Below are 24,338 nucleotides of genomic sequence, written 5' to 3'. Positions count from 1 at the left end.
ATGCTCAGCCCAACGCGGCGTCGGGATCGGCAACCGGCACCGCGACCACGGCAGGCCCGGCCGGCAACGGTGCCGCGGCGACCAGACAGGTGCCCAGGCCACGCTCGGAGGCCACGCGCAGACTGCCGCCGACCGCTTCCAACCGCTCGCGCATGCTGGTCAGGCCGGTGCCCGGTTGCATTGCGCCGCCGCGGCCGTCGTCGCGCAGTTCCAGCAGCGCCTGACCGCGCTCGCACCACAAGCGCAGTTGTGCGCTGCGCGCGTGGGCATGGCGCTGCACATTGGTTGCCGCCTCGCGCAACACCAGCGCGAACGCGGTCTCCAGCTGCGCACACGGCGGCAACGCATCGACCTGATAGCGGAAGGCCACGCCGGACGATTCCAGCAGCAGCTTGGCCGCGGCGATCTCGGCAGCCAGTTGCACGGCGCGGATGCCGCTGACCGCGCGTCGCACCTGCGCCAGCGCCTCGCGCGCGACCCGCCCGACATCGTCCATTTCCTGGCGGGCCGCGGCCGGGTCGTGCGCCAGCAAGCGGCCGGCCAGATCCGACTTCAACGCCACCAGCGACAAGGTATGGCCGAGCAGATCGTGCAGGTCGCGGCCGATGCGCTCGCGTTCGGCGACCGCGGCCAGGCGTCTTACCTCCTCGTGGCTCAGGCGCAACTGCGCCTCGCCACGCGCGCGGCGCTCGAAGCTGATGTTCATCAGCCCCACCGCCAGGCCGACCAAGACCGCGCTGACCAAGTACAGCGGCGACCAGCCGCAGCGCCACCAGGCCAGCGCAAACACCCCCAGCAGCAGCAACATCGCCAGCACCGCGCGTACCGGTGGGAAACAGAACGCCAGGAATGCACAGGCGTAGATGATGTAGCACTGCGCCCCAGGGTTGTACGGCAGCAGCAGGAAGCCCAGCGCAGCGATGCCGGCCACGCACCAACGCAAATACCGCCGATCACGGTAGTAGGCGCAGTAATACAGGACCAGGAACAGCGCGTAGCTGGTCACGGTGGGCCACAGCCAGCGGCTGAAGTAGCCTGCTTCGTACAGCGGCGTCACGAACAACCAGATCGACCACACCAACGACAGCCACACGAACCAATGGGTGCCGGGCTTGGCCGTCGCCCACCCCAGACGGCGGGCGATCAGCGACTCGGGCGAGGTACGCAGCAAGGCGTTCACGACGGACTCCGGGCACGGTGAGGGTGAGGTGCGGCATAGCATAGCGAGGGCGCCGACGGCAGGCGCGCGTCGCCACGGCAGCACCGGGCGTCGGCCCTCATCCGCGGCGCAACCGGCGCTGCGCCAAGGCGTAGAACACCACGCTCACCACCAGCAGCGCAGCGACGTGACCGGCAATGCCGTGGCCATCGTCCTGGCCGACCACGCGCAATGCCAGCTGGCCCAGATGATAGGACGGCCACAGCGGCGCCACGGTGGTCAGCGCCGCAGGCAGCAGTTGCAGCGGAATCCACAGGCCGGACAGGAACGCCATCGGCAGATAGATCAGATTGACCACCGCCGGCGCGCCGTTGCCACCCACCCGGCTGCCGATATACAGCCCGATCGCGCAGAACGGCAGCGCGCCCACTGCCTCGATCAGCAGCAGCCAGCCGCGTTGCAGCGGCGCCAAGACCACCCCACCGAACGTGGCGCCGAGCGCCTGCAGCAGCACGCCGATCGCCAGCGCAAACAGCATCGCCAGCACCGTGCGTGCCAGCAGCAGCGCCATCGGCGGAACCGGCAAGGCACGCTTGAGGGTGAGCAGCCCGCGGTCACGGTCCAGCGCCAGGCCGACGCCGAAGCCGAACAGCGCTGGCGCCATCACCCCGAAGACGCCGTAGCTGGCCATCAAATAGCGCGCGGCCTCCGGCTTGCCATGGTTGAGCAGCAGGCCGAACAACACGTAGAACATCGGTGGAAACAGCAACGTCGGGATCGCAAACGCGGGCGCGCGCAGCCAGCGCAGCACCTCGTAGCGGATCTCGCGCAGGTACAGGCCGGCGTATTCGCGCAGCGACAGCGCGGCATGGTCGCCCGGCGACGCCCCGGTGGTCGCCATGTGCGCCGGCACGCTGGGCGGGAGGGCCGGGGAATCGGGTGTGTTCATGCCGCCTGCTCCTGGGTGATGGCGAGAAAGGCGTCGGCCAGGCCGGCACGTCGCACCTCCAGCTCGCCCAGCGCCGGGTCGGCAGCGAGCAGCTGCAGCACCACCGGCTCGGCCGGTTCGGCCACGATCTCCAGTACGCCGTCGTGCTGCACGGCCTGGCGCACATGCGGCCAACGGCCTACCTGAGCAACAGACAGGGTGCTGCGGCAACGGATGGTGCGCTGCTCGAAGCGGGCGCGCAGCTGCGCCAGGCTGCCGTGCGCCATCAGCCTGCCGCGCTGCAGCACGGCCACCTGATCCGCCAAGGCCTCGGCTTCCTCCAGGTAATGGGTGGTCAGCAGCACCGCGCAGCCGTCGCCGACCAGTTCGCGGATCGCCTGCCACAGCCCTTGCCTGGCCTCGATATCCAACCCGGTACTAGGCTCATCCAGAAACAGCACCTGCGGGCGTCCACAGATCGCCATGGCGAACTGCACGCGTCGTTGCTGTCCGCCGGACAGGCCGCCATACCGGCGTGCCAGCAGGCCGTCCAACCCCGCGAGCGCCACGCAGTCGGCGATACTGCGCGGCCGCGGATAGTAGCCGCGCGCCTGCAGCAGCAGCTCACCGACCCGCAGCGTTTCCGGCAGACCAGCGGATTGCAGCATCACTCCGGCCTGGCGGCGGGCGCTCAACGCTTGCGGATCCTGCCCGCACAGGCGAGCGCTGCCGGCATCGGGCCTCTGCAAGCCCAGCATCAGCGCCACTGCGGTGCTCTTGCCGGCACCGTTGGCGCCGAGCAGCGCCAATACCTGTCCGCGTTGCAGCTGCAAATCCAGGCCGTCCAGCGCGACGACCGCACCGTAGCGTTTGTGTACGGCGCGCAATTGCGCCAGCGGCAGCGTGTCAGTGGCATCCATCTCGCAGCTCCAATGGTGGCAGAGCGCTCATGCTGCGCCGCAGGACGGTGGCCGCTCAGTGCGCGCCGTCAGCCATCGTCAATGACAGCTGTCACTGGCGGGGCGGACGCGATTGCCGCATGCTGCGCTCCACGCCATGGGGCATGGCGTCACGCTGCCGCACGCAGGGAAGTGACTTCCGGCAACTGGGAGCGCACCCGTTCGTTCGGCCACACTGCGCTGCCGTTTCATCCAGGGACACGATGAGTACTTCCGCCGATCTGCTCAAAGAACTCCGTATTGATCGCAAGGCTCCGCCAAGCGAGCCGCCGACGCGACGTGGCCTGTGGATCGTGGTGGCACTGCTGGTGCTGCTCGCGCTCGGGGTCGGCGCCTGGCTGCTATGGGGCCGCAGCGCACCGGTGCAGGTCCGCACCGCGCCGGTGGTGGCGATCGCGGCGGGCAGCAGCAGTGCCTCGGTGCTGGATGCCTCCGGCTACGTGGTCGCGCGCCGCATGGCCACCGTGTCGGCCCAGGTCACCGGCAAAGTCCGCGAGGTCTTGATCGAAGAAGGCATGCGCGTCAGCGAAGGCCAGGTCATGGCCACGCTGGATCCGCTCGATGCCGATGCCCAGCGCACGCTCGCGGCCTCGCAACTGGCCGCCGCGCGCAGCCTGGTCGACAATATGCAGGCGCAGCTGAAAGTGGCCAACGCCGATGCCGCACGTCTGCAGTCGCTGGTGGATGCACAACTGGTCTCGCGCTCGCAGTACGAGCAGGCGGTCTCCCAGCGCGATGCCCTGCGGGCGCAGTTGCAGAACGCGCAGCGCAATGTGCAGGTGGGCGCCGATCAATTGGCGATCGCCGGTATTCGCTCGGATTTCAACGTGGTGCACGCGCCATTCGCAGGCGTGGTGACCGCCAAGGCGGCGCAGCCCGGCGAAATCGTGTCGCCGCTGTCGGCCGGCGGTGGCTTCACGCGCACCGGCATCGGCACCATCGTGGATATGGACTCGCTGGAGATCGAAGTGGAGGTCGGCGAAGCCTACATCGGGCGCGTACAGCCGAAGATGGCGGTGGAAGCGGTGCTCAATGCCTATCCGGACTGGAAGATTCCCGGCGAGGTGATCGCCATCATCCCGACCGCCGATCGCGGCAAGGCGACGGTAAAGGTACGGGTGGCATTCAAGGTCAAGGACCCACGCATCGTGCCGGAAATGGGCGTGCGGGTCAGCTTCCTCGAACAGCCCAAGCCCGAGGCCGCCAACAAGCCACAGGGCGTCCGCGTCCCGGCAGCGGCACTGGTGCAGCGCCAGTCGCGCACGGTCGCGTTCGTGGTCGATGACCAGAATCGCGTGCACCCGCAGACCGTCGGGGTCGGCATGGCGCTGGGCGAGGACCGCCAGGTGCTCACCGGCCTGAGCGCTGGCGACACCGTGGTGCTGGACCCGCCGCCCAAACTGCAGGACGGCGACAAGGTCGCCGAGGCCGACGCCAGCCCGTAGTGCACTCCGGTGCGCGACACCGTCGTTGCTTGCGCCGCGCCGGTGCGCAACAGGCCACCGTTGTCGAAATGCACGACGCCGTATCGTCGGTTGCCAGAGGTGCAGCTGCGCGATCCAGATGCCATGCCACTGCGTTAGTCCTGCCGTTGGATCGCCCCACGCTGTCGTGATGCCGTTGCCGTCGATTTCCGCTCCGCCCTGCCCGTCCGCCCTTCTTCGTCCTTCGCCTTGTCAGGAACCGCCATGACTGCTCTTGTCACCCTGCGCAACATCACCAAGACCTACCAACGCGGCCCGGAAAAGGTCCAGGTCCTGCACGGCATCGACCTGGAAATCGCCAGCGGCGATTTCGTCGCGCTGATGGGTCCGTCTGGCTCGGGCAAGACCACCTTGCTCAATCTGATCGGTGGACTGGATAGCCCCAGCGGCGGCGAGATCGAGATCGAAGGTCAACGCATCGATCGGATGAGCGGCGGCCAGCTCGCCACCTGGCGCAGCCACCATGTCGGTTTCGTGTTCCAGTTCTATAACCTGATGCCGATGCTGACGGCGCAGAAGAACGTCGAGCTGCCGTTGCTGTTGACCTCGCTCAGCGCTGCCCAACGCAAGCGCAATGCCGAGATCGCGCTGACGCTGGTTGGGCTGGCCGAACGCCGCAGCCACAAGCCCAACGAGCTGTCCGGCGGCCAGCAGCAGCGCGTGGCGATCGCCCGCGCCATCGTGTCCGATCCAACGTTCCTGATCTGCGACGAGCCCACCGGCGACCTGGACCGGCGCTCGGCCGAGGAAGTCCTGGGGCTGCTGCAGGAACTCAATCGCAGCCATGGCAAGACCATCATCATGGTCACCCACGATCCCAAGGCCGCCGAGTACGCCACCCACACCGTGCATCTGGACAAGGGCGAACTGGCCGACGCGCCGGTCGCGCACTGAGCGAGGCACCGCCATGAAGTATTTCTCGTTGATCTGGGCGCAGCTGTTCCGCAGCAAGACGCGGACGCTGCTGACCCTGTTCTCGGTGATCGTTGCCTTCCTGCTGTTCGGCCTGCTCGATTCGGTCCGCGTGGCCTTCACCTCCGGCGGCTCGGTGGAAGGCGCCAACAGGCTGGTGGTGGCCTCGCGGCTGTCGATCACCCAATCGCTGCCGGTACGGTTGGAGTCGCAGATCCGCAGCGTGCCGGGCGTGCGCGACGTCACCTACGCCATGTGGTTCGGCGGCATCTACAAGGATCCGAAGAACTTCTTCCCCAATTTCTCGGTGGCGCCCAATTTCTTCGACGTCTACAGCGAATACGAGGTCGCACCGCAGCAGCTGAAGGCGTTCCGCGAGACCCGCACCGGCGCGGCAGTCGGCGAGGCGTTGGCGCAAAAGCACGGCTGGAAGATCGGCGACATCATTCCATTGCAGGCCACCATCTTCCCGCGTGGCGGCAGCAACGATTGGCCGCTGGAACTGAAAGCGATCTTCCGCGCCAAGGACCGCGCCAACGTGCAGGCGGAAAACCAGTTGATGATGAACTGGAAGTACTTCGACGAGAGCAACGACTACATCAAGAGCAAGGTCAGCTGGTACACGGTGCGGCTGGACAACCCCGAACAGGCGTCGCGGGTGGCGCAGGCGATCGATGCGCTGTCGGCCAATTCCGATCACGAGACCAAATCGCAGACCGAATCGGCGTTCCAGCAAGCGTTTTTGAAGCAGTTCGCCGACATCGGCCTGATCGTCACCTCGATCATGGGCGCGGTGTTCTTCACCCTGGTGCTGTTGACCGGCAACACCATGGCGCAGGCGGTGCGAGAACGCATTCCGGAACTGGCCACGCTCAAGACGCTGGGCTTTCAGGACCGCACGGTGCTGTCGTTGGTGATCGTCGAATCGGTCTTGCTGATCGGCCTGGGCGGCCTGCTCGGGATGGTGTTGGCAGCGGTGGCGATTCCAGTGCTGGGAAGCGTCAGCGGCGGCGCGCTGCCGGTGCATGCGGTACCCACGCAGACCTGGCTGATCGCGGCGGTGCTGATTGTCGTGATCGGCCTGGTGGTCGGCCTGCTGCCGGCGCTGCGTGCGCAGCGGCTGAAGATCGTCGACGCCCTGGCCGGGCGCTGAGCCCGCAGCTTCCCAGAACATCGCTGCCACCGATGGCGACGCAGACCCGAGGAATACTGCAATGAAGACGCAATGGTTATGGAATCTGCTGGCGATCGTGGCACTGACGATCTGCCTGGGAATCTGGATCGCCCTGCCCTGGTTCCTGGTGCTGGCACTGGTGGCCGTGGCCGCGGTGCTACTGCTGATCACCCGCACCGGTCGGCTGTCGCTGGCCGCCGCGCGCATCGGCATCGCCAGCCTGCCGCAACGCTGGGGCGCCAGTTCGGTGATCGTGGTCGGCATTGCCGGCGTGGTCGGCGTGCTGGTGGCGATGCTGGCGATGGGCCAGGGGTTCCAGGCCACGTTGGAGAGCACCGGCGACGACACCACCGCCATCGTGTTGCGTGGCGGCTCGCAGGCCGAGACCAACTCGGTGATCACCCGCGAGCAGCTTCCGCTGATCGAAGGCCTGCCCGGAGTGGCGCGCGCGGCCGACAACCGGCCGCTGGCATCGCCGGAACTGGCGCAGGTGGTCAACCTGCTGTCCAAATCCGACGGCACCGATGTCAATGCGCAGTTCCGCGGCGTCGGCGAGCAGGCGTGGGCGGTGCACGACAAGGTGAAGATCGTGCAGGGTCGGCGCTTCACGCCTGGCCTGCGCGAGATGGTCGTCGGCAAGGGGGCGCAGTCGCAGTTTCGCGGCCTGGACGTCGGCCGCAGCCTCACCCTCGGCAACCAGGTGTGGACCGTGGTGGGCGTGTTCGCCAGCGGCGATGCGCACGACTCGGAACTGTGGACCGACACCCAGACCCTGGCCACCACCTATAACCGCAGCGCCTATCAGTCGATCAGCGTACGCACCCAGGGCCAGGATGGCTTCCGCCAGTTCAAGGCGGCGATGCAGGCCGATCAGCGGCTCAAGTTGGACGTGTTCACCACCCGAGAGTACTACCGCAAGCAGGGCGGCAGCCTGAGCAAGGTATTGGAGATCCTGGGCACCTTCATCGGCACCATCATGGCGATCGGCGCGGTGTTCGGCGCGCTCAACACCATGTATGCCGCAGTCGCCACCCGCGCCCGGGAGATCGCGACGATGCGCGCGATCGGCTTCCGCGGCCTGCCGGTGGTGGTGGCGGTGATGCTGGAAACCATGCTGCTGGCGCTGCTGGGCGGGTTGCTCGGCGGACTGATCGCCTGGGCGGTCTTCAATGGCTACAGCGTCTCCACCCTGGGGAGCAGCTTCAGCCAGGTGGTGTTCCAGTTCAAGGTCTCGCCGCCGCTGCTATGGAGCGGCCTGAAGTGGGCGTTGGGTATTGGCTTGGTTGGCGGACTGTTCCCGGCGCTGCGAGCGGCGCGCCTGCCGATCACCACCGCGTTGCGGGAGATCTAGCGCTCTGCCTGGCCGCAGCAGCCCGCCGCGGCCGGTGGCTGAACGCACGGGCAGCTGTCATCGTTTTGTCACCGCACTGCGGTAGATGCGACCGGCGCTGCGGGCGTAGCCTGCGCGGCCGCGTTGTCGACCGATCGTCCGCCTATGAAGCGCCTGCTGTTGCTGGCCTGCAGCTGCCTTTGGCTGGCGGCCTGCTCGTCCTCCTCCACCTCACTCAGCGAGCGCCTGGTCGCTCCGGGCGGGGTATCGCCATTGCTGGACGAGGACCGCATCGCCGCCAGCATCGCGATGGTGCCGTCGCGCAGCGGTCATGTGCTCGGCCGCGATCAGGTGCCGATCTTCTGGCGTGCGATCGACCCGGGCGACTACGGCTTGCGCTACCGCTATCTCGGCAAGCGACAGGATCCGGCGCACGCGCTAGACGTAGACGTCACCTTCCATCCGCCCAGCGCACCGGCGCCGACGCCGCGCGGCACCGTCGTGCTGCTGCACGGATGGATGATGGACGGCGATTCGCTGCTGCCATGGTCGCTGCACCTGGCCCAGGCCGGCTACCGCGTCATCACCATCGATTTGCGCAACCACGGCCATTCCGGCGGTGGCCCGGCCGGCTACGGCACCCGCGAATCGGACGACGTGATCGCCGTGCTCGATGCCCTGCAGCCGCGCGGCGAGGTCCGGGGGCCGTTGTACCTGTTCGGCATTTCCTACGGCGCCGCCACGGCGGTGTTCAGCGCCGACAAGCTGGGCGACCGCGTCGCCGGGGTGGTGGCGATGGAATCCTTCGCCAATGCCGGCCGCGGCATCCGCGACATGGTGCCGCACATGCTGGCCAGCCAGCCGCATGGCTGGCGCGCGCAGGCAGTGGCCAGCTATGCGCGCTGGCGCTACGGCGGCCAGGACATCGACGCGGTGATCGCTGCTGCCGACCGCCAATTGCAGCTCGACCTGGACCGCGTGGATGTCGCTGCAGCGCTGGCCCGCACCCGCGCCTGCGTGTTGGTGCTGCACGGCGCGGCCGACCACCATATCCCGGTGGCGCATGGGCGCAGGCTGGCGGCCGCCAGCACGCGGGCGCACTACATCGAGATGGCCGGCGAAGACCACCTGAGCCTGCCGATGCGCCTGGATGTGCTGGGTGCACCGATCGAGCAGTGGATGGCGCAGACCCCAGCCGCGTCGGGGCACTGCCCGGCGCCGCAAACCCTGCCGGCCGGCACCCTGGCACAGACCGACCCAACGCCGGCCAGCCGCAGCTGAGCCTGCGAGGACGCCACGGTCGTCAATCGCGCCGCAGCCTCAGCGCGGCGGAGTGGGCTGACGACGGGCGCGCAACACGCTGTCGCCGACGAACAGCAACAAGCCGATCCAGATGCAGACGAAGCCGATCGCCCGGCCGGTGTCGAATGGCTCGTGGAAGAACCACACGCCCAGCAGCAACTGCAGCGTCGGCGCGATGTACTGCAGGATGCCGACCAACGACAACGGGATGCGCCGCACACCGTAGGCGAAGCCGATCAACGGCAAGGCCGTGACCACGCCGCCGAAGATCAGCATCAGATCGGTTCGCAGGCTCCAACCGCTGAAGAACGCCCCGCCATGGCCTTGCTCGCCCCAGCCGGCCAGCAGCAGCGCCGGCACGAACAGGTACAGGCTTTCCACGCCGAGCCCGGCGACCGGATCGACCGCCACCAGCTTGCGCAATAACCCATACAGACCGAACGAGGTGGCCAACCCCAGGGCGATCCAAGGCGGCGTGCCGGCGTCCACGGTCAGCCAGAGCACGCCCACCGTCGCACAGGCCACCGCCAGCCACTGGATGCCGCGCAGCCGCTCCTTGAGCACCAGCACGCCCAGCAACACGCTCAACAGCGGATTGATGAAATAGCCCAGGCTCGCCTCGATCACATGGCCGGCATTGATCGCCCAGATGTACAGCCCCCAATTGAAGGCGATGGCCATGCTGCTGGCCAGCAGGATCGACAAGGCCCGCGGCTGCGCGGCGATGGTGCGCCACCAGCCCACGCCGGAGCTGAGCAGCAGCCACGCCACCACCAGCACGGTGCTCCAGACGATGCGGTGGGCGATGATCTGCAACGACGGCACCGCCTTGAGCAGGTGCCAGTACAACGGCACCACGCCCCACAGCACGAACGCCGACGCGGTGATCAGCAGGCCGCGCCGCGCCTCGGCCGCAGCAGCGTTACTCATCGCCGCGCCCTGGCCAGGGTCAGCACCACCACGCCGCTCAGGATCACCACCATCGCCCCGAGATCCTGCATGCCGAATTGTTCACTGCCCAACCATGCGCCCAAGGCCACCGCGATCACCGGATTGATGTAGGCGTAGCTACCGGCCAACGCCGGCCGCACATGGTGCAGCAACCACACGTAGGCGGTAAACGCGACGATCGAACCGAACACGCACAGGTAGGCCACCGCCAGCAATCCGGAGCTGCTCGGCCAGGCAGTGGGGCGCTCGCCCAGCAGCAGGCCGGTCGTCACCAACAACACGCCGCCGCACAGCATTTGCCCGGCGGCGGTCATGAAGGGCGTCGGCAGGTCGCGCCCGCGCGACCACACCGAGCCGAACGCCCAGCCGATCGGTGCGATCAGCAACAACACCAGTCCGCCCGGCGTGGCGGTCAGGCTGCTGCCGGCGTTGAGCCAGACCACGCCGGCAAAGCCGATCGCGATGCCGGCCCACTCCCCCACGCTGGCATGCTGCCCGCGCAGCGCACCGAACAAGGCCATCCACAAGGGCACCGATGCCACCGCCGTGGCCGCCAATCCCGAGGAGACGCTGCGCTCGGCCAGGACCACCATGCCGTTGCCCAGCAACAGCAATGCCACCCCCATCAGCGCCACGTTCTTCCACTGCGCGCGCGTCGGCGCCGCCACGCCGCGCCAGCGCAGCACCGCATACAACAGCGTGCCGGCGACGATGAAGCGGCTGCCCGACACCATCGTCAGCGGTTGCGCACCGCCTTGCAGCGCGAAACGGATCGCCAGATACGTCGAGCCCCACACGACATAGACCAACAACAACGCGAAAACGACAACACCGCCGCGCGCAGGCGCGACGGCGACAGGAGAGGAAGACATCGGACGGTGCCAGACACAGCGGAGATGGTTATTCTAAATCACCTGGTATCGTGCAAGCCGCGCACCCGTGCACGCCTTGGCCGCCACGACGGACAGGTGACTCATCGAGAAGGGAGTCGTTGATGGCATCCAACCGGAGCTGGCTCGCGTTGCCCTTGCTGGCCGCGCTTTGCAACACCACGCTGGCGAGCACGTCTGCAGCTCCCTGGGAGATGAGCGGGCATCAGCTGCTGGAAGCCCCACTGGATGGATCGCTGGCGGCCGATCTGGACCCGCAGCAGACCGAACTGCGGGTCATGGTGTCCGCGCGCACCGCCGCGGCCTATCTGCTCGGCATCGCTGCTGGCAGCGAAGGACAGCGGTGGTGCCGCCCGGCCGGCCAGGCCGGTCCACCGGACGTGCAGGCCTTGCTGGCCGACCTCAACGCGCTGCCGGATGCGCGTCTGGACGAGCCCGCCACTACCCTGATCGTCCAGGCCTTGGCAAAGCGCTATCCCTGCAGACCTGCCGCCTCGCGCCGCCCAGCACGCTGACTGCGTCGGCACGATTCGCCTTCGCATCGACAGCTGCCGGCGCTGTGCGGCCTGCCCTCAGCTGCGGCGATCAGCGCGGTGAACGGAGGCGTCCGTCGCCGTTCTTGCCGCCAGCGCCTCAGCGGCGCGCGGCATCGCTGCGTGCGCGGATCGCCTTGAACTCCGAGCCCTCCTGCCAGGCCGGCCATTGCCGACCATTGGCCAGTGCGGCGCCGACATCGTAGACCAGCGTGGTGTCGGCGGCGTGTCCGCTGGCATCCCATTGCGGCGTCCAGCGATCGCAGGGCTGATGGTAGCAGTCGGCGAAGTACTTCTCGCGCAGCGCCTTGCCGGCGGCAAGGCCACCGTCGAGCTTGTCCAGCCCGGGCCCCACGGTGATCGCCGGCACGCCGACCCGCGCGAAGGCGAAGTGGTCGGCACGATAGAAGAAACCGGCTTCCAGGTTGGGATCGGGCGAGTAGCGCCGTCCGCGCGCCTGCGCCGCCTGCTCCAATGCGCCCTCCAGCGAGACGCGTCCACGCCCCCACGAGGCGATGTCATGGGTAGCACCATCGGGGCTGAACATCTCCATGTTGAGCACGGCCACGGTCTTGTCCAACGGCGCCAGCGGATGCGCCGCGTAGTAATTGGCGCCGAGCAGGCCCTTCTCTTCGGCCGTCAGGGCGATGAAGTACAGCGTGCGCTGCGGCTTGGGCCCTGCGGCGAATACCCGCGCCAGTTCCAGCACGCTGGCCACGCCGGTGGCGTTGTCCACCGCACCGCGCCGCACGCGATCGCCACTGGCATCGGCCTGGCCCAGACCGAAGGCGTCCCAATGCGCAGAGAAGATCACCGTTTCGTCGGGATGCGTGCTGCCCGTGAGCTTGGCGACCACGTTATGGGTCACCACGCGCTCGCGCTTGAGCTTGAAGGCGACCGACAACCGCGCATCGCCCAGCACCATCGGGGTGAAGTCACGCTGCTGGGCACGCCGCTTGGCCTGCTCGAAATCCAGCCCGGCGCGCTGGAACAGCGACACCGCCAGCGTCCGCTGCATCCAGCCGCGCACCGCCACATGCTGCGCCTTGGCCTCGGCATCGCTGCGCTCGATATCGAACAACGGCGACATTCCCGAGCTCTGCACCGTCGCCCAACCGTAGGCAGCCGGCGCGGTCTCGTGCACGATCAACACGCCGGCCGCGCCGCGTCGCGCTGCCTCCTCGTACTTGTAGGTCCAACGCCCGTAATACGTGACCGACTTGCCATCGAAAGCACCCGGCGCGGCCGTCTCGAAATCGGCATCGTTGATCAGCATCACCGCGATCTTGCCGCGCAGGTCCACCCCCTTGTAGTCGTCCCAGTCGCGCTCCGGCGCGCTAATGCCATAGCCGACGAAGACCAGCGGTGCATCCTTCAGTGCCACCTTGGCCTGCGGCCGCAGACTCTGCAGCGTCACGTCGGTGCCATTGACCAGCGGCTGCCGCTGCCCACCGATCTGCAGGCTGGCCTGCACCGGCCCGTCGACCTGCGCACGCACCAACGGCACCGCCTGGGTCCAGCTGCCGTTGTTGCCGCCAGGCTGCAATCCCGATGCCTTGAACTGCTCGACCAGGTAGTCGACCGTGCGCTGTTCGCCGGCACTGGCCGGCGCGCGGCCTTCGAACGCATCGGACGCCAGCAGCTGCACGTGACGCGATAAGGCCTCTGCATCGATGCCGCCGCCAGGCAGGTCGTTGGCCGCGTGCGCCACGCCTCCGACGAACAGACAGGCGGACAGCAACAGGATGCGCATCGGATTCACGGCGAGGCCTTGCAGGAACGAGATGACCGCAAGTTTACAAAGCCTGCAGCACAAAAGTCGCTGTCGACTGCGACTTGCGCGCCTCCGGGCCGCACGCGCAACGTGATCGCACGCAGCCGCCCCGATCTCACAGCGATCGCCGATCCAGCTGCCTACCCAACCGCATCACGTTGCCGATCATGGACAGCGGCAACGGCAATGCGCGCCGGTCGCAGTGTTCACTGCGCGCGCGGCGCGCGGTCCAACCAGCACGCCAGGCCTTGTGCGTTGAGTTCGATATCGGTGGCCAACAGGTGCGCGATGGTCGCCGCGTCCTGTGCGCAGCCATGGTCACGCGCACGCTGCAGGTAGAGCGCGGTCAGCGCCGCCACCAGGCAACGATGTCGTTGCGCCGGGTCGGCGTGGGCATTGCATTCGCGCGCGAGTGCGGTCATCGCATGGATCTGCTCGGCCAAGGCCTGCGCCAACGGTGCCGGTGGCGCCACCCGCCCGTAATGGGTCAGGTACATCGCTTCCGGCGCGGTCTCCAGCAGGCGCGCAATCGAGGCCAGCATTGCCTCCGGCTCGAACTGCACCGGCGAGGACGTCGGCAGGATGAGCGGACCTTGCGCACTGTCCAGCGCGCGGTAGGACAAACCGAAGGTGTCGCCGGTGAACCAGCTGCGGCTGCGCGCATCCCACAGGCACACATGGTGCCGCGCATGCCCGGGCGTCTCGATGCTGCGCAGCTCCCGTGCGCCCAATCGCACGCGATGCCCATCGCTGGCGGCAACGATGCGTTCTTCCGCTATCGGCAGGACCCGTCCGTAGCTGCGTGCCAGCTCGGCCTCACCGTACACCGCGCTGGCACCGGCGATCAGTCGGCTGGGATCGATCAGATGGGGCGCACCGCGTGGATGCACCAGCACGCGCGCGCTCGGCAGCTGCTGCAGCAGCGCACCGGCCCCGCCCGCGTGGTCCAGATGCACATGCGTCAGCACCAGCCACGCGACCTGCGCCGGTGCGATGCCGGCCTGGTCCAACGCCGCGAGCATGCGGGGCACCGAGTGCGTGGTACCGCAGTCGACGAATGCCGCCTGGCCGTCTTCGACGATCAGGTAGGCGGCATCGAATTGGGCGCCACCAAAGCCGGTATCGATGGTCCAGATGCCGTGATCGGGCGTACGGCTCATCTCGCCTCCGCAAGGGGAAACAGGAAACTGCATTGCGCGGTGATGCGATCTGCACAAGCGGCGCGCATGCTGCAGTGCGCATGCGCCATGCGCACCGCGCTGCGCTCAGTCCGCGCGCAGCGCCTGTAGCGCCGCCAGCACCGTCTCTGCTGGACACTGCGCATGCACGCCCGGCAACTGCAGCTGGGCCGGCTGCTCGGCTTGCTTCAAACGCGCGATCAACTGCCCGGCGTCGCGCGGCGATGCGAAGCCATCGCTTTGCAGCAGCACCGTACCGGCCGCATCGGCGAGCTTGAAGTAGAACTGCCCATCCTGCTCACGGTATTGCTTGAAAACCGGCAGTGCGGCCTTGCTGGTCGCCGTGCCCTCGGCACTGCCCGATTGGCTGGACAGATCCCGCAACCCCACCGCATCGCGCAGTTCGGCCAGCAAGGGCGTGGCATAGCGGGCGCGCAGGCGCGCGCCGCCGTCGCGCAGGATCGCCTCGATCTTGGTCGGTTCGGCCATCAGCGCGTCGTAGCGCGCACGCAGCGGCGCGATCTCCTGGTCCACCCGTTCGAACAGCCGTTGCTTGACATCGCCCCAACCGATGCCCTCGGCAAACGCCTGCGCGAACGCCGCCGTCTCGGCCGGTGCGGCAAACGCCTGATACAGCTGGAACAGCGCCGAGCCCTGGGTGTCCTTCGGCTCGCCCGGTGCACGCGAATCGGTGAGGATGGAGAACACCAGCTTGCGCAACTCCTCGCGCGGGGCGAACAGCGGGATGGTGTTGTGGTAACTCTTGCTCATCTTGCGGCCATCCAGGCCTGGCAAGGTGGCGACCTGCTCGTCGATCGCCGCCTCCGGCAGCACGAAGTGCTCCCGGCCGTAGACATGATTGAAGCGCTGGGCGAAATCGCGTGCCATTTCGATGTGCTGCACCTGGTCGCGGCCCACCGGCACCTTGTGCGCATTGAAGATCAGAATGTCGGCGGCCATCAGTACCGGGTACATGAACAATCCGGCGGTCACGCCGGCGTCCTCGTCTTCGCCCTGCTCGCGGTTCTTGTCCACGGCCGCCTTGTAGGCATGGGCGCGATTGAGGATGCCCTTGCCGGCCACGCAGGTGAGCAGCCACATCAACTCGGTGGTTTCCGGCACGTCGGACTGGCGATAGAACCAGACCTTCGCCGGATCCAGCCCGCAGGCCAGCCAGCTGGCGGCGATTTCCAGCGTCGAGCGCTGCGTGCGTGCTGGGTCCTGCGCCTTGATCAGGCTGTGCAGGTCGGCCAGGAAGTAGAAGCTCTCGGTGTCGGCAACAGCGCTTGCCTGGATGGCCGGGCGGATCGCGCCGACATAGTTGCCCAGATGGGGGGTGCCGGAGGTGGTGATGCCGGTAAGAACGCGGGTGGTCATGAACAGGAGGGCCGGAGAAACCAGCGCTCAAGTCTAGCCGACCAGTCGACCGGGCGTGGCCCACATCGCGAACGGGCCGCCCTGCAGGGCGGCCCGTTCGTCGATCCATTGGCCGCGCCTGCGCGGCGCGGGCTCAGCGCTCGTCTTTCAGCGACTTCTCGAATGCCCGTACTTCGCTCTGGGCGCGGTCGCGATCCCAGCCATAGCGCTCCTGCAGTTTGCCCTGCAGGTATTCGGCATTGCCCTCGGCGACCTTGAAGTCGTCGTCGGTCAGATCGCCCCACTTGGCCTGCATCTTGCCCTTCAGTTGAGTCCACTTGCCGGAAATGATGTCCGTGTTCATTGCGTTCTCCGCTTGGCTGCGGCCGCGATTGACCGTGCCTGCAGGTTGGCGATCGCGGTGTTCGCCAGGCATCAAGATCCGTCAAGCCGACACTCACCGCGATGAATGGGTGCCAAGACATGCGGCCGTGCGCAGGTCCGCGACGCGGGCAAAAAAAACGGGCCTGTCGGCCCGTTTTTTCTCGGCTCTGAAACGGATCAACGACGCGCGGCGTCTTCGACCTTCTCGCCAGCACCCTGCACGTCCTTGCCGGCGCCTGCCACGGTATTGCAACCGGCCAGCATTCCTACCGACAGCATCGACAGCACCAGCAACGCGATAGCACGCTTCATAAGATGGACTCCTTCATAGCTCGCGGCGGACTGCCGCAAATCGATTGGATACATCGGCCAAGGACTCGGCCGATGCGGTGATCAGCACTTGCCGTCGTTACAGTCTTCGGCCTTCTTTTCAACCTTCTGACCCGCTCCCTGCATATCCTTGCCGGCGCCGGCGACGGTGTTGCAGCCCGTCATCACGCCAGCCGAAAACAGGCCCAGCACCATCAGTGTCAGCAGTCGCTTCATAGGTCTTCCTCGGTTCTTCGTGCGGTGCCGATGCACTCGCTTGGCGCCAAATCTGACTGCGCGGCCGTGGATTTGATGTGAACGCGAGCGGCGATGTTCAGTCAGTGACTAATCCCGCATCAGGGTCGACTTTCCGAACAGGCTCTCGACCAGATCCACCGCCAACTCGGCGGTCGCGTTGCGGGTGTCGAGCACGGGATTGAGTTCGACGATATCCAACGATCCCATGCGCCCACTGTCGGCGATCATCTCCATCACCAACTGCGCTTCGCGATAATTCGGCCCGCCCGGAACCGTGGTGCCGACGCCAGGCGCGATGCTGGGGTCGAGGAAATCCACGTCGAAACTGACGTGCAGATGGGTGTCGGCAGACAGTCCCTCCAGCGCCGCTTCCATGGTGCGCTTCATGCCGACCTCGTCGATGTAGCGCATGTCGTATACATCGATGCGATGCTGCTTGATCAACCGCTTTTCCTCCGGATCGACCGAGCGGATGCCGATCTGGCGCACCTGCTCCGGGTGCAGCGCGGGCGCACTGCCACCGAGATGGGTCAGCGCCTGCGGTCCCAGGCCGCACAGGCAGGCCACCGGCATGCCGTGCACATTGCCCGACGGCGTCACCTCGCTGGTGTTGAAGTCCGAATGCGCGTCCAGCCACAGCACCCGCAGCGGCCGCTCCTGTTCACGGCAATGGCGCGCTACCGCGGTGATCGAACCGATGCCCAGGCAATGATCGCCGCCGAGCATGATCGGCATGCGGCAGGCGCGCAGTTCGGCGTAGCTGGCTTCCATCAGCGCACGGTTCCAGGCCACCACTTCCTGCAGATGCCGGTACCCGGCCTGTGGTGCCTGCCACGGATTGCGTGGCCCATCCAGGTTGCCGAGGTCGCGCACATCCACGCCGCGCGCCTGCAAGGCCTCGCCCAGGCCAGCGATGCGCAAGGCCTCCGGTCCCATGCGCGCGCCGCGGTGGCCGGCACCGATATCGGTGGGAACGCCAATCAGGGAAACCGGCTGGTAGTGCGTCGCCATGTAGTGCTCCAACATCGGGAAAGCCGCGCAGTCTAGTCGGCGCGTGCGGCGCTGACGCGCGGCAACGCAACACGAGCGCGCGCGCAGGCCTTGCGGTGGAGCGCGCAGTGCGGCGCTGCCTTGCTGGCGACATCAGGGAGTAAAGGTATCGATCAGCACGCCACAGAGCGGTCGATGCGGTAACGCCCGCGCAACGGTGCGGCGAAGACAAGGAGTATGGTCACGACGGTGCCAGCGAAGGGCGTCACGCGGAGGATGCCGTCTCTAGGGTGACGGCGAACGCGTCCATCTTCCTTGATGTCAACAAGGACGCTGCTCGAGCGCCGCACGGTTGAGCGCCATGCCTGACTTGTTCAGTATGCGCCTATCCCCCCTATTGGGGAGTATCAGGATATTCCCGACAGCTGCCCTCGCTGCAGTGATCCCTCCGGGAAGGATCGGCCGCAGTCGACCGATCGGCTAAAGTAGCGCGATGACAATCGCACTTGCCCCTGGCGGCCTGCTCGTCGTGATCGAAGGGATCGACGGAGCCGGCAAGACCACGCTCGCCAGACGTCTGGCCGAGACCTTGAGCGCCGCCGAGATTCCGGTGGTCTGCAGCAAGGAGCCGACCAATGGCCCCTGGGGCACCCAGTTGCGTCAGTCGGCAGCCACCGGCCGCCTGAGTGCGGACGAGGAAGCCACGCTGCTGATCCGCGACCGCCGCGACCATGTCGAGCAACTGATCGCACCAGCGCTGGCGCGCGGCGAGGTGGTGATTCTGGATCGCTACTTTCCGTCGATGATTGCCTACCAGGGCGCGGCGGGCCTGCCGCTGGACAACCTGATGGCGCTCAACGCCTTTGCACCGCGGCCGGACGTCTTGCTGCTGCTCGACCTTCCGCCCGCCACCGGCCTGGCACGCATCCGCGCGCGCGGCGATGCTCCCAACCACTTCGAAACGGCCGAGAACCTGGAGCGCTGCCGGGCGATCTTCAACACCCTCGAGCTACCAGGCAAACACGTGCTGGATGCACGCACCGATGCCGACAGCGTGTTGCGGCAAGCGTTGGCCATCGTTGCCGCAGCCATGGCCCAACGCCTGCAGACCACCGCGACACCGGCGGCCTCGGCGGACGATGTCCTGCAATTGCTCTCGGCCGGCCGCCCGGCCTGAGCCGAGCAAGCCCGTCGCCGGACAGTGCCGGCGCGCCCCCACGTCGAGCGCAAAGAATCAACGCTGTCGTCCGACATCGTCGACGCGGCTGGCAGCGTCTGGGAAAAACGTGGAGAGCGCATGGCGGGAATCGTGTCGACTCCGGGCAATGTCGGCCAGATTGCCGCGCCCGCATCCCAGGCATGGCGCGCGCTTGGAGCCGAATCGCAACGCGGTCACGCGCTTGCGCGTGACTTGAATGGTGCCGACACCCGGATTCGAACTGGGGACCTACCGCTTACAAGGCGGTTGCTCTACCAACTGAGCTATGCCGGCAAAAACCTGCGCAGCGCGCAGGGTGCGCATTCTAGCGCAGCGCGGCGCAGTCGAGCGATCGTTGTCGCGTGGCGCCCGCGGCCGCTTGCAGGCCGGCGATCGGCACGCTGGTCTGCAGGTCGATCCACCAGCGCGACTGGCCACTGCCACTGGGCACCAGCTTGGCCGGAAAACCGGCCGCCACCAGGGTGGCCTGGCGCCGCTCGGCACGCTCGCGGCTCTGGTACTGGCCCAGCGCGATACTGGTGTCATCGCCCTGGGCGATGACGTAGTAATCGCCGATGCCGGCCGCAGCGATGCGCTTGACCAGCGCCTGCGCAGCGGCGCGGTCGCCCACCGCCGGCAGCATGACGCGAAAGGTGCTGACGCCGGCATCCTGGTCCTCGCGCACACGTGCGTGGCGCGCCTGGCCGGCCACCTGTGCCAGCGCGGCGTCGGCCACGCTGCGCGCCGTATACGGTCCGAGGCTGGCACAGCGCGGCGGCGGCGCGGCGCTGGGCGCGACGCTGGGCATGGCGGCGGGCGTGGCGGCGACCGGAGGGTCCGATTCGGCCGGCGACGGCGGCGTGGGGGCCGGTGCGGTCCGGGGGGCCATCGTGGCTGGCGCGCTCGGCAGTGCCGGCAGCAGTTCCAGCGGCGCCACCCCGCTCGGCTGGGCCGGCGCCGGGGGCGCGGCCGGTGCCGGCTGCGCGGCCCACCACAACGCCACTCCGGCATTGAGGACGATCAGGACGACGATGAGCGCGCGCACGTACATGGGTCGATTCTACGGCGACGCCGAATACGTCGCCCAGGTCGCCAACCCGTCCAGCACCAGTGCCGCGCGGAACTGCGCCTGCGGCAGCAGTGGCAGCAGCGGTGGGGCGCCACCGCCGTGCAGCAGCAGGCGGACGGGGATGCCCAGGGTGTGCTGCGCATGCCACAGGCTGCGCTCGATCAGCGCCACCGCCGCACCATCGCAGCCGGACGCCAGCGCATCGGCGGTATCGTTGGCCAGCTCGACATAGTCACCGCCGGCCGGCGGCAACTGCACCGCACGCGCATGCAGGGCTTCGCGCATGGTGGTCGGCGAGGCGGCGATGCGACCGCCGTGATGGCGGCCGTCGGCATCGAGCAGGTCGATGGTCAGCGCAGTGCCAACGCCGGCCACCAGCACCGGGACCTCGGCACGCGCGCCCAGCAGTGCCAGGAAGCGGTCCACGCCGAACCGGCGCGGATCGGCGTAGGCGATGCGGATGCCGGCGCAGGCCGCCGCGGTGTGCACCGCTTGCACCTGCGCAAAGCGCGTCTGCAGACCAGCCAGCACCCGCTCGGTCAGGCTCGCCGCCGCGACACTGGCGACGTAGGCAATGCGCCCGCTCGGCAAGGCCGCCAGCGCCGCCGCATCCATCGCCTCGGCGCCATGCGCCCAGGCCTGCACGTCGCCGGCGCGCTGTCCCTGCAAGGGGGCGTACTTGAAACGCGAATTGCCCAGATCGAACAACCAATCGCTCATGCAGGTCTCACGCTGACATCGCCGCTATGGAACAGGCGCTCGTGCTCGCCCAGTTGCACGCGCAAGGCGCCGTCGGCCGCCAACCCGAGCGCGATCCCCTGGTGGCGGGACCCGGCTTCCTCGACCTGCACCGGGCGGCCGCGCAGCACGTCCAGCGCGGCATAGCGCGACAGGAACGGCGTCAGTCCCTGCGCTTCGAACAAGTCCAGCGCCGGCAGCAGGGCGTCGAGGATCGCGGCCGCCACCGCATTGCGCGTGACCGCCTGGCCGGCCAGGGTGTCCAGGTCGATCCAGGGCTGGTCGATCGCCGCAGCCGCTTCGGTCGGCATATGGACGTTGAGCCCCAGACCGATCACCGCACGGGCGTTGCCCGCGATTTCGCCGCCGCCTTCGATCAGCAGCCCGCCCAGCTTGCGGTCGCGGGCCAGCAGGTCGTTGGGCCACTTCAGCCCGACCTCGGCGAAACCGCAGCCACGCAGGGCCTCGGCCACTGCCACCCCGACCGCCAGGCTCAGGCCGGCCAGTTGCCCCAGACCGCCGCCAAAGCGTCGCGACGCCGATAGATAGAGATGCGCGGCCAGCGGCGAAATCCATTGCCGGCCACGACGGCCACGGCCCCCGGTCTGGCGCTCGGCCAGCAGCACCGCCACGCCCTGCGCGGGCGCCGGCTGCGCCAGCAGTTGGCTGTTGGTGGAATCCAGCGTCCAGGCGACCTGCAGCGCTGTCAGGCCAGCCTGGGCCTCGGCCCCGAGCGCCTGGCGGATCGACTGTGGGTCCAGCAGGTCCAGCGGTGCGGACAGCCGATAGCCGTCGCCAGCCCGCCCCTCGATCGCCACCCCGGCCGCCCGCAGGTTCTGGATGCGCTTCCAGACCGCGGCGCGGGTCAAGCCGGCATCGGCCGCCAGGGCATCGCCGGACAGCCGGCCGCTTGCAAGTTTGGCCAGCAACGCGCGGTCGTCCACGGCAGGGTCCCAAGATCGATGGGTAAATTATGCGGCAAGGGCGGGAATGCGCCCAGCACGGCTTGCCTGGGCGGGTGAAAAGCGCGTTATGATCGGGATCTCACGCGCCTGCCTGGATGTGGACGATGCGCCGAATGACGGTTTGCCTGCTCCTGAGCCTGGCTCCGCTTGCCGCCCTGGCAGCGGACCGCGTGGTCGACGGCGATCGCGAAGGCTGCATCAGCACCAACTCCGCCGCACACGGCCGCACGCCCGGCGAAGACAGCGCTGCACCGCCGCGTGCGGCTGCCCATAAGCCGACCCCGACCACGGCGACCGGAGGCGGTGGTGGCGACAGCGACGCCCTGATGCCGCGCATGCGCATGATGCCGCGCTGGCACAGCCTGCTGCCCGGGATGTTCCGCTGATCCAGTGGCTGCGGCGGCTGGTCCGACCTGAACCCATTGCCGATGACGTCTGGCAGCCGGTCGTGGCGACCTGCGCCTGGGTCGCCGCCCTGGATCCCGACCGCCAGCACCGCCTGCGCGCACTGGCAACGCGTTTCCTGCACGAAAAGACCCTCTCGCCGCTGGCTGGCTTGCACCTGCAGCCGCAGGATCGCGTGCTGCTGGCCGCCACCTGTTGTCTGCCGCTGCTGGAAATCGGCGCGGCCGGCTGGCGTGGCTGGTCGCAGCTGATCCTCTATCCGGACGCCTTCCGCGTGCAGCGCACCCATCTGGACGCCGCTGGCGTCTTGCATCAATGGGAAGACACACTGATCGGCGAGGCGTGGCAGCAGGGGCCGCTGATCCTCAGCTGGGCGGACCTGCAGGCCGATCTGGCCGACCCGCACGCCGGTTTCAATGTGGTCGTGCATGAAATGGCGCACAAACTCGACGCACTGGACGGAGCGCTCGATGGCACGCCACCGCTGCCAGCGTCCATGCGCCGCGCGTGGGCGCACGATTTCCAGCAGGCATACGACGCGTTCTGCCAGCAGGTCGATGCCGACGCGCAGACCGTCATCGATCCCTATGCGGCCGAGGCACCGGAGGAGTTCTTCGCCGTGCTCAGCGAATACCACTTCTCCGCACCGCAGGTCCTCGCGGCCCACATGCCGCAGGTAGCGGCACACCTGACCACGCTCTACGGCCCGTCGCCGTTCGCCGACCACCACCGATGACCCGCGCCGGTGCGGTCGCGATGCGCCGCTAGACGGGGGCGCGATGGGGATTGCCCGCGCACGCCGCGAAGGCAGCACGCATCGTGCAGTCGGTGATCGCGCGATCGCACGCCAGCGCGTCCGCCCCGGCGGCGACACGCGCGAGGTGCGCCCTCAGACCAGCCGCAGGTCGCGCGGCTTGGCGCCGGGGAAGACCCGCTCCAGTTGGGTCGGCGACAGGCCCCACAGCCGGCTCAGCAGGCCGCCGAACAGGCTGCGGTAGTTGTTGAGCACCGGATAGTCGCGATTCTGCAGCAACTGCTCCTGCGCGACGGCCACCTGCTCGCCGGCAATGCGACCACCATGCACGCTGCCGCCCAGCACCCAATACGCCGTGCCGTGGCCGTGATCGGTGCCCTTGCTGCCATTCTCGCGGAAGGTCCGGCCGAACTCGGAGATCACCACCACCACCGTGTCCTGCCACGCCGGTCCCAATGCATCGGCATAGGCCGCCAGGCCTTCGCTGAGATTGCGCAGGTTGTTGGCCAGCCCGCCCTCGATGCTGCCCTGATTGGCATGGGTATCCCAGCCGCCCACGTCGACGAATCCCAGCCGATAGCGTTCGCGCATCAGGCTGGCCATGCGCCGGGTCTCGTCGGCGAAGGTGCGCGCGCTGGCAGCGCCGCGCCCGGCCTGCTCCATTTCCTCGCGCAACTGCGTGGTGACCTGCTGACGCAACGCCAAGCCGTCGCGCGCGGCCGCGGCCAGCGGCGTCTGCGCGTACATGCCTGCCAGCACCTGCGCCTGGCGTTCGTCCAGCCCGCGATTGCCGATGCCTTTGAGCGAGACATTGGGCAAGTCGCCGCCGCCCTGGAAGGCCAGCGGCAGCGAATCGGTAAAGGCGATGGTCGGCACCCCGCTCAGCACGCCCGACAGCCGTGCCATGAAGCCAGAGCGGTAGTCGCGATGCTGGCTGGCGGCCTGGCCCGACTCGATGTCGTCCTGGGTCTCGAAATGACTGCGCGACAGATCGTCGGTGCCGGCGAACGGGACGAAGGCCACCTGCTTGCGTTTCCACAGCGGCAACAGCGCATCGGCGACGACCGGCGTCAGTCCCCACTGCGCATCGAGCGCGATTGCGCCACGCGGATCGTCGGCATTCGGACGCGCGATCGCCAGGGTCGGGCGCGCCTGGTAGTAGAAATCGCTGGCGTAGGGCACCAGCAGGTTGTTGCTGTCGTAGCCGCCGCGCAGGAACACGACCAACAGGCGCGCGCTATCGCGCGGGGCGGCGAACAGGCGACCGGACCAGGGCAAACTGGCGGCGGCCGCACCGGCAAGCAGAAATTGGCGTCGTTGCATGAGCAAACTCCCGCG

Annotated in this window: 25 protein-coding genes and 1 tRNA gene; 9 read left to right on the top strand and 17 right to left on the bottom strand. The window is 68.1% G+C overall.

What is annotated here, in order from left to right; genetic code table 11:
- Positions 1-4: 4 nt before the first annotated feature.
- From CKY51_RS07760 to CKY51_RS07750, 3 genes are all read right to left on the bottom strand, one after another.
- Positions 5-1,180 carry a sensor histidine kinase gene (locus CKY51_RS07760; RefSeq protein ID WP_022971816.1) on the bottom strand — a complete coding sequence of 392 codons (1,176 nt, stop codon included), beginning with the start codon at positions 1,178-1,180 and terminating at the stop codon, positions 5-7.
- A gap of 97 nt (positions 1,181-1,277) precedes the next feature.
- Positions 1,278-2,060 carry an ABC transporter permease gene (locus tag CKY51_RS07755; RefSeq protein ID WP_022971815.1) on the bottom strand — a complete coding sequence of 261 codons (783 nt, stop codon included), beginning with the start codon at positions 2,058-2,060 and terminating at the stop codon, positions 1,278-1,280.
- A gap of 44 nt (positions 2,061-2,104) precedes the next feature.
- Positions 2,105-3,007 (bottom strand): ABC transporter ATP-binding protein, encoded by a 903-nt coding sequence (locus CKY51_RS07750; RefSeq protein WP_022971814.1) that lies wholly within the window; start codon positions 3,005-3,007, stop codon positions 2,105-2,107.
- Positions 3,008-3,249: 242 nt separating this feature from the next.
- On the opposite strand from CKY51_RS07750, the gene CKY51_RS07745 reads away from it, so the two are divergent.
- The 5 genes from CKY51_RS07745 to CKY51_RS07725 all read left to right on the top strand — a co-directional run bounded on the left by CKY51_RS07745 (position 3,250) and on the right by CKY51_RS07725 (position 9,227).
- Positions 3,250-4,491, top strand: coding sequence for an efflux RND transporter periplasmic adaptor subunit (locus tag CKY51_RS07745; protein WP_022971813.1), 1,242 nt, complete (start codon positions 3,250-3,252; stop codon positions 4,489-4,491).
- Positions 4,492-4,734: 243 nt separating this feature from the next.
- Positions 4,735-5,424: an ABC transporter ATP-binding protein gene (locus tag CKY51_RS07740; RefSeq protein ID WP_022971812.1), complete on the top strand. Its 690-nt coding sequence runs from the start codon at positions 4,735-4,737 to the stop codon at positions 5,422-5,424.
- A 13-nt stretch (positions 5,425-5,437) separates the two neighbouring features.
- Positions 5,438-6,595: an ABC transporter permease gene (locus CKY51_RS07735; RefSeq protein ID WP_022971811.1), complete on the top strand. Its 1,158-nt coding sequence runs from the start codon at positions 5,438-5,440 to the stop codon at positions 6,593-6,595.
- Positions 6,596-6,656: 61 nt separating this feature from the next.
- Positions 6,657-7,967 carry an ABC transporter permease gene (locus CKY51_RS07730; protein WP_022971810.1) on the top strand — a complete coding sequence of 437 codons (1,311 nt, stop codon included), beginning with the start codon at positions 6,657-6,659 and terminating at the stop codon, positions 7,965-7,967.
- A 144-nt stretch (positions 7,968-8,111) separates the two neighbouring features.
- On the top strand, positions 8,112-9,227 hold the full coding sequence (locus tag CKY51_RS07725; RefSeq protein WP_022971809.1) for an alpha/beta hydrolase family protein: 1,116 nt from the start codon (positions 8,112-8,114) through the stop codon (positions 9,225-9,227).
- Between the two features lie 39 nt (positions 9,228-9,266).
- Here CKY51_RS07725 and rarD read toward each other — a convergent pair whose 3' ends face one another.
- On the bottom strand, positions 9,267-10,178 hold the full coding sequence (rarD, locus tag CKY51_RS07720) for an EamA family transporter RarD (RefSeq protein ID WP_022971808.1): 912 nt from the start codon (positions 10,176-10,178) through the stop codon (positions 9,267-9,269).
- Entirely contained in the window at positions 10,175-11,071 is an 897-nt protein-coding gene (gene yedA, locus CKY51_RS07715) for a drug/metabolite exporter YedA (protein ID WP_031339353.1), read from the bottom strand. Before yedA ends, rarD begins: the two co-directional genes overlap by 4 nt.
- 122 nt (positions 11,072-11,193) lie before the next feature.
- On the opposite strand from yedA, the gene CKY51_RS07710 reads away from it, so the two are divergent.
- Positions 11,194-11,604, top strand: a complete 411-nt coding sequence (locus CKY51_RS07710) for a Rap1a/Tai family immunity protein (RefSeq protein WP_022971806.1) — start codon at positions 11,194-11,196, stop codon at positions 11,602-11,604.
- A 118-nt stretch (positions 11,605-11,722) separates the two neighbouring features.
- On the opposite strand, the gene CKY51_RS07705 is transcribed toward CKY51_RS07710, so the two are convergent.
- The 7 genes from CKY51_RS07705 to rocF all read right to left on the bottom strand — a co-directional run bounded on the left by CKY51_RS07705 (position 11,723) and on the right by rocF (position 17,892).
- Positions 11,723-13,375 (bottom strand): M28 family metallopeptidase, encoded by a 1,653-nt coding sequence (locus CKY51_RS07705; protein ID WP_022971805.1) that lies wholly within the window; start codon positions 13,373-13,375, stop codon positions 11,723-11,725.
- A gap of 227 nt (positions 13,376-13,602) precedes the next feature.
- Positions 13,603-14,556, bottom strand: a complete 954-nt coding sequence (locus tag CKY51_RS07700; protein ID WP_022971804.1) for an MBL fold metallo-hydrolase — start codon at positions 14,554-14,556, stop codon at positions 13,603-13,605.
- A 105-nt stretch (positions 14,557-14,661) separates the two neighbouring features.
- Complete coding sequence (locus CKY51_RS07695) at positions 14,662-15,951, bottom strand: tryptophan--tRNA ligase (RefSeq protein WP_022971803.1); 1,290 nt, start codon at positions 15,949-15,951, stop codon at positions 14,662-14,664.
- A gap of 133 nt (positions 15,952-16,084) precedes the next feature.
- Entirely contained in the window at positions 16,085-16,294 is a 210-nt protein-coding gene (locus CKY51_RS07690; protein WP_031339351.1) for a CsbD family protein, read from the bottom strand.
- Positions 16,295-16,491: 197 nt separating this feature from the next.
- On the bottom strand, positions 16,492-16,626 hold the full coding sequence (locus CKY51_RS07685) for an entericidin A/B family lipoprotein (RefSeq protein WP_022971801.1): 135 nt from the start codon (positions 16,624-16,626) through the stop codon (positions 16,492-16,494).
- 81 nt (positions 16,627-16,707) lie between these two features.
- Positions 16,708-16,860, bottom strand: a complete 153-nt coding sequence (locus CKY51_RS07680; protein ID WP_022971800.1) for an entericidin A/B family lipoprotein — start codon at positions 16,858-16,860, stop codon at positions 16,708-16,710.
- Positions 16,861-16,968: 108 nt separating this feature from the next.
- Positions 16,969-17,892: an arginase gene (rocF, locus tag CKY51_RS07675; protein WP_031339348.1), complete on the bottom strand. Its 924-nt coding sequence runs from the start codon at positions 17,890-17,892 to the stop codon at positions 16,969-16,971.
- A gap of 472 nt (positions 17,893-18,364) precedes the next feature.
- Between rocF and tmk the strand changes: the two genes are divergently transcribed.
- Complete coding sequence (gene tmk / locus CKY51_RS07670) at positions 18,365-19,048, top strand: dTMP kinase (RefSeq protein ID WP_022971798.1); 684 nt, start codon at positions 18,365-18,367, stop codon at positions 19,046-19,048.
- 239 nt (positions 19,049-19,287) lie between these two features.
- Here the strand turns inward: tmk and CKY51_RS07665 are convergent.
- The 4 genes from CKY51_RS07665 to birA form a co-directional block, all read right to left on the bottom strand.
- Positions 19,288-19,363, bottom strand: a tRNA-Thr gene (locus CKY51_RS07665).
- A 31-nt stretch (positions 19,364-19,394) separates the two neighbouring features.
- Positions 19,395-20,120, bottom strand: coding sequence for an SPOR domain-containing protein (locus tag CKY51_RS07660; protein ID WP_152249067.1), 726 nt, complete (start codon positions 20,118-20,120; stop codon positions 19,395-19,397).
- 9 nt (positions 20,121-20,129) lie between these two features.
- Positions 20,130-20,858, bottom strand: a complete 729-nt coding sequence (locus tag CKY51_RS07655; RefSeq protein ID WP_022971124.1) for a type III pantothenate kinase — start codon at positions 20,856-20,858, stop codon at positions 20,130-20,132.
- Positions 20,855-21,820 carry a bifunctional biotin--[acetyl-CoA-carboxylase] ligase/biotin operon repressor BirA gene (gene birA, locus CKY51_RS07650; protein ID WP_022971123.1) on the bottom strand — a complete coding sequence of 322 codons (966 nt, stop codon included), beginning with the start codon at positions 21,818-21,820 and terminating at the stop codon, positions 20,855-20,857. The genes CKY51_RS07655 and birA overlap by 4 nt, the downstream gene beginning before the upstream one ends.
- A 125-nt stretch (positions 21,821-21,945) precedes the next feature.
- Here birA and CKY51_RS07645 point away from each other — a divergent pair, with 125 nt between their 5' ends.
- Both CKY51_RS07645 and CKY51_RS07640 read left to right on the top strand, forming a co-directional pair.
- On the top strand, positions 21,946-22,227 hold the full coding sequence (locus CKY51_RS07645) for a hypothetical protein (RefSeq protein WP_052172152.1): 282 nt from the start codon (positions 21,946-21,948) through the stop codon (positions 22,225-22,227).
- Entirely contained in the window at positions 22,224-22,982 is a 759-nt protein-coding gene (locus CKY51_RS07640; protein WP_031338696.1) for a M90 family metallopeptidase, read from the top strand. The genes CKY51_RS07645 and CKY51_RS07640 overlap by 4 nt, the downstream gene beginning before the upstream one ends.
- Positions 22,983-23,135: 153 nt before the next feature.
- Here CKY51_RS07640 and CKY51_RS07635 read toward each other — a convergent pair whose 3' ends face one another.
- Entirely contained in the window at positions 23,136-24,323 is a 1,188-nt protein-coding gene (locus tag CKY51_RS07635) for a DUF1501 domain-containing protein (RefSeq protein ID WP_022971120.1), read from the bottom strand.
- Between the last annotated feature and the right edge of the window lie 15 nt (positions 24,324-24,338).

The organism is Xanthomonas maliensis (assembly GCF_009192945.1).
In the GTDB taxonomy this organism is placed as follows: Bacteria; Pseudomonadota; Gammaproteobacteria; order Xanthomonadales; family Xanthomonadaceae; genus Xanthomonas; species Xanthomonas maliensis.
Note: the sequence above shows the minus strand (reverse complement) of the source record. Positions and strands in the feature narration are given on the sequence as shown.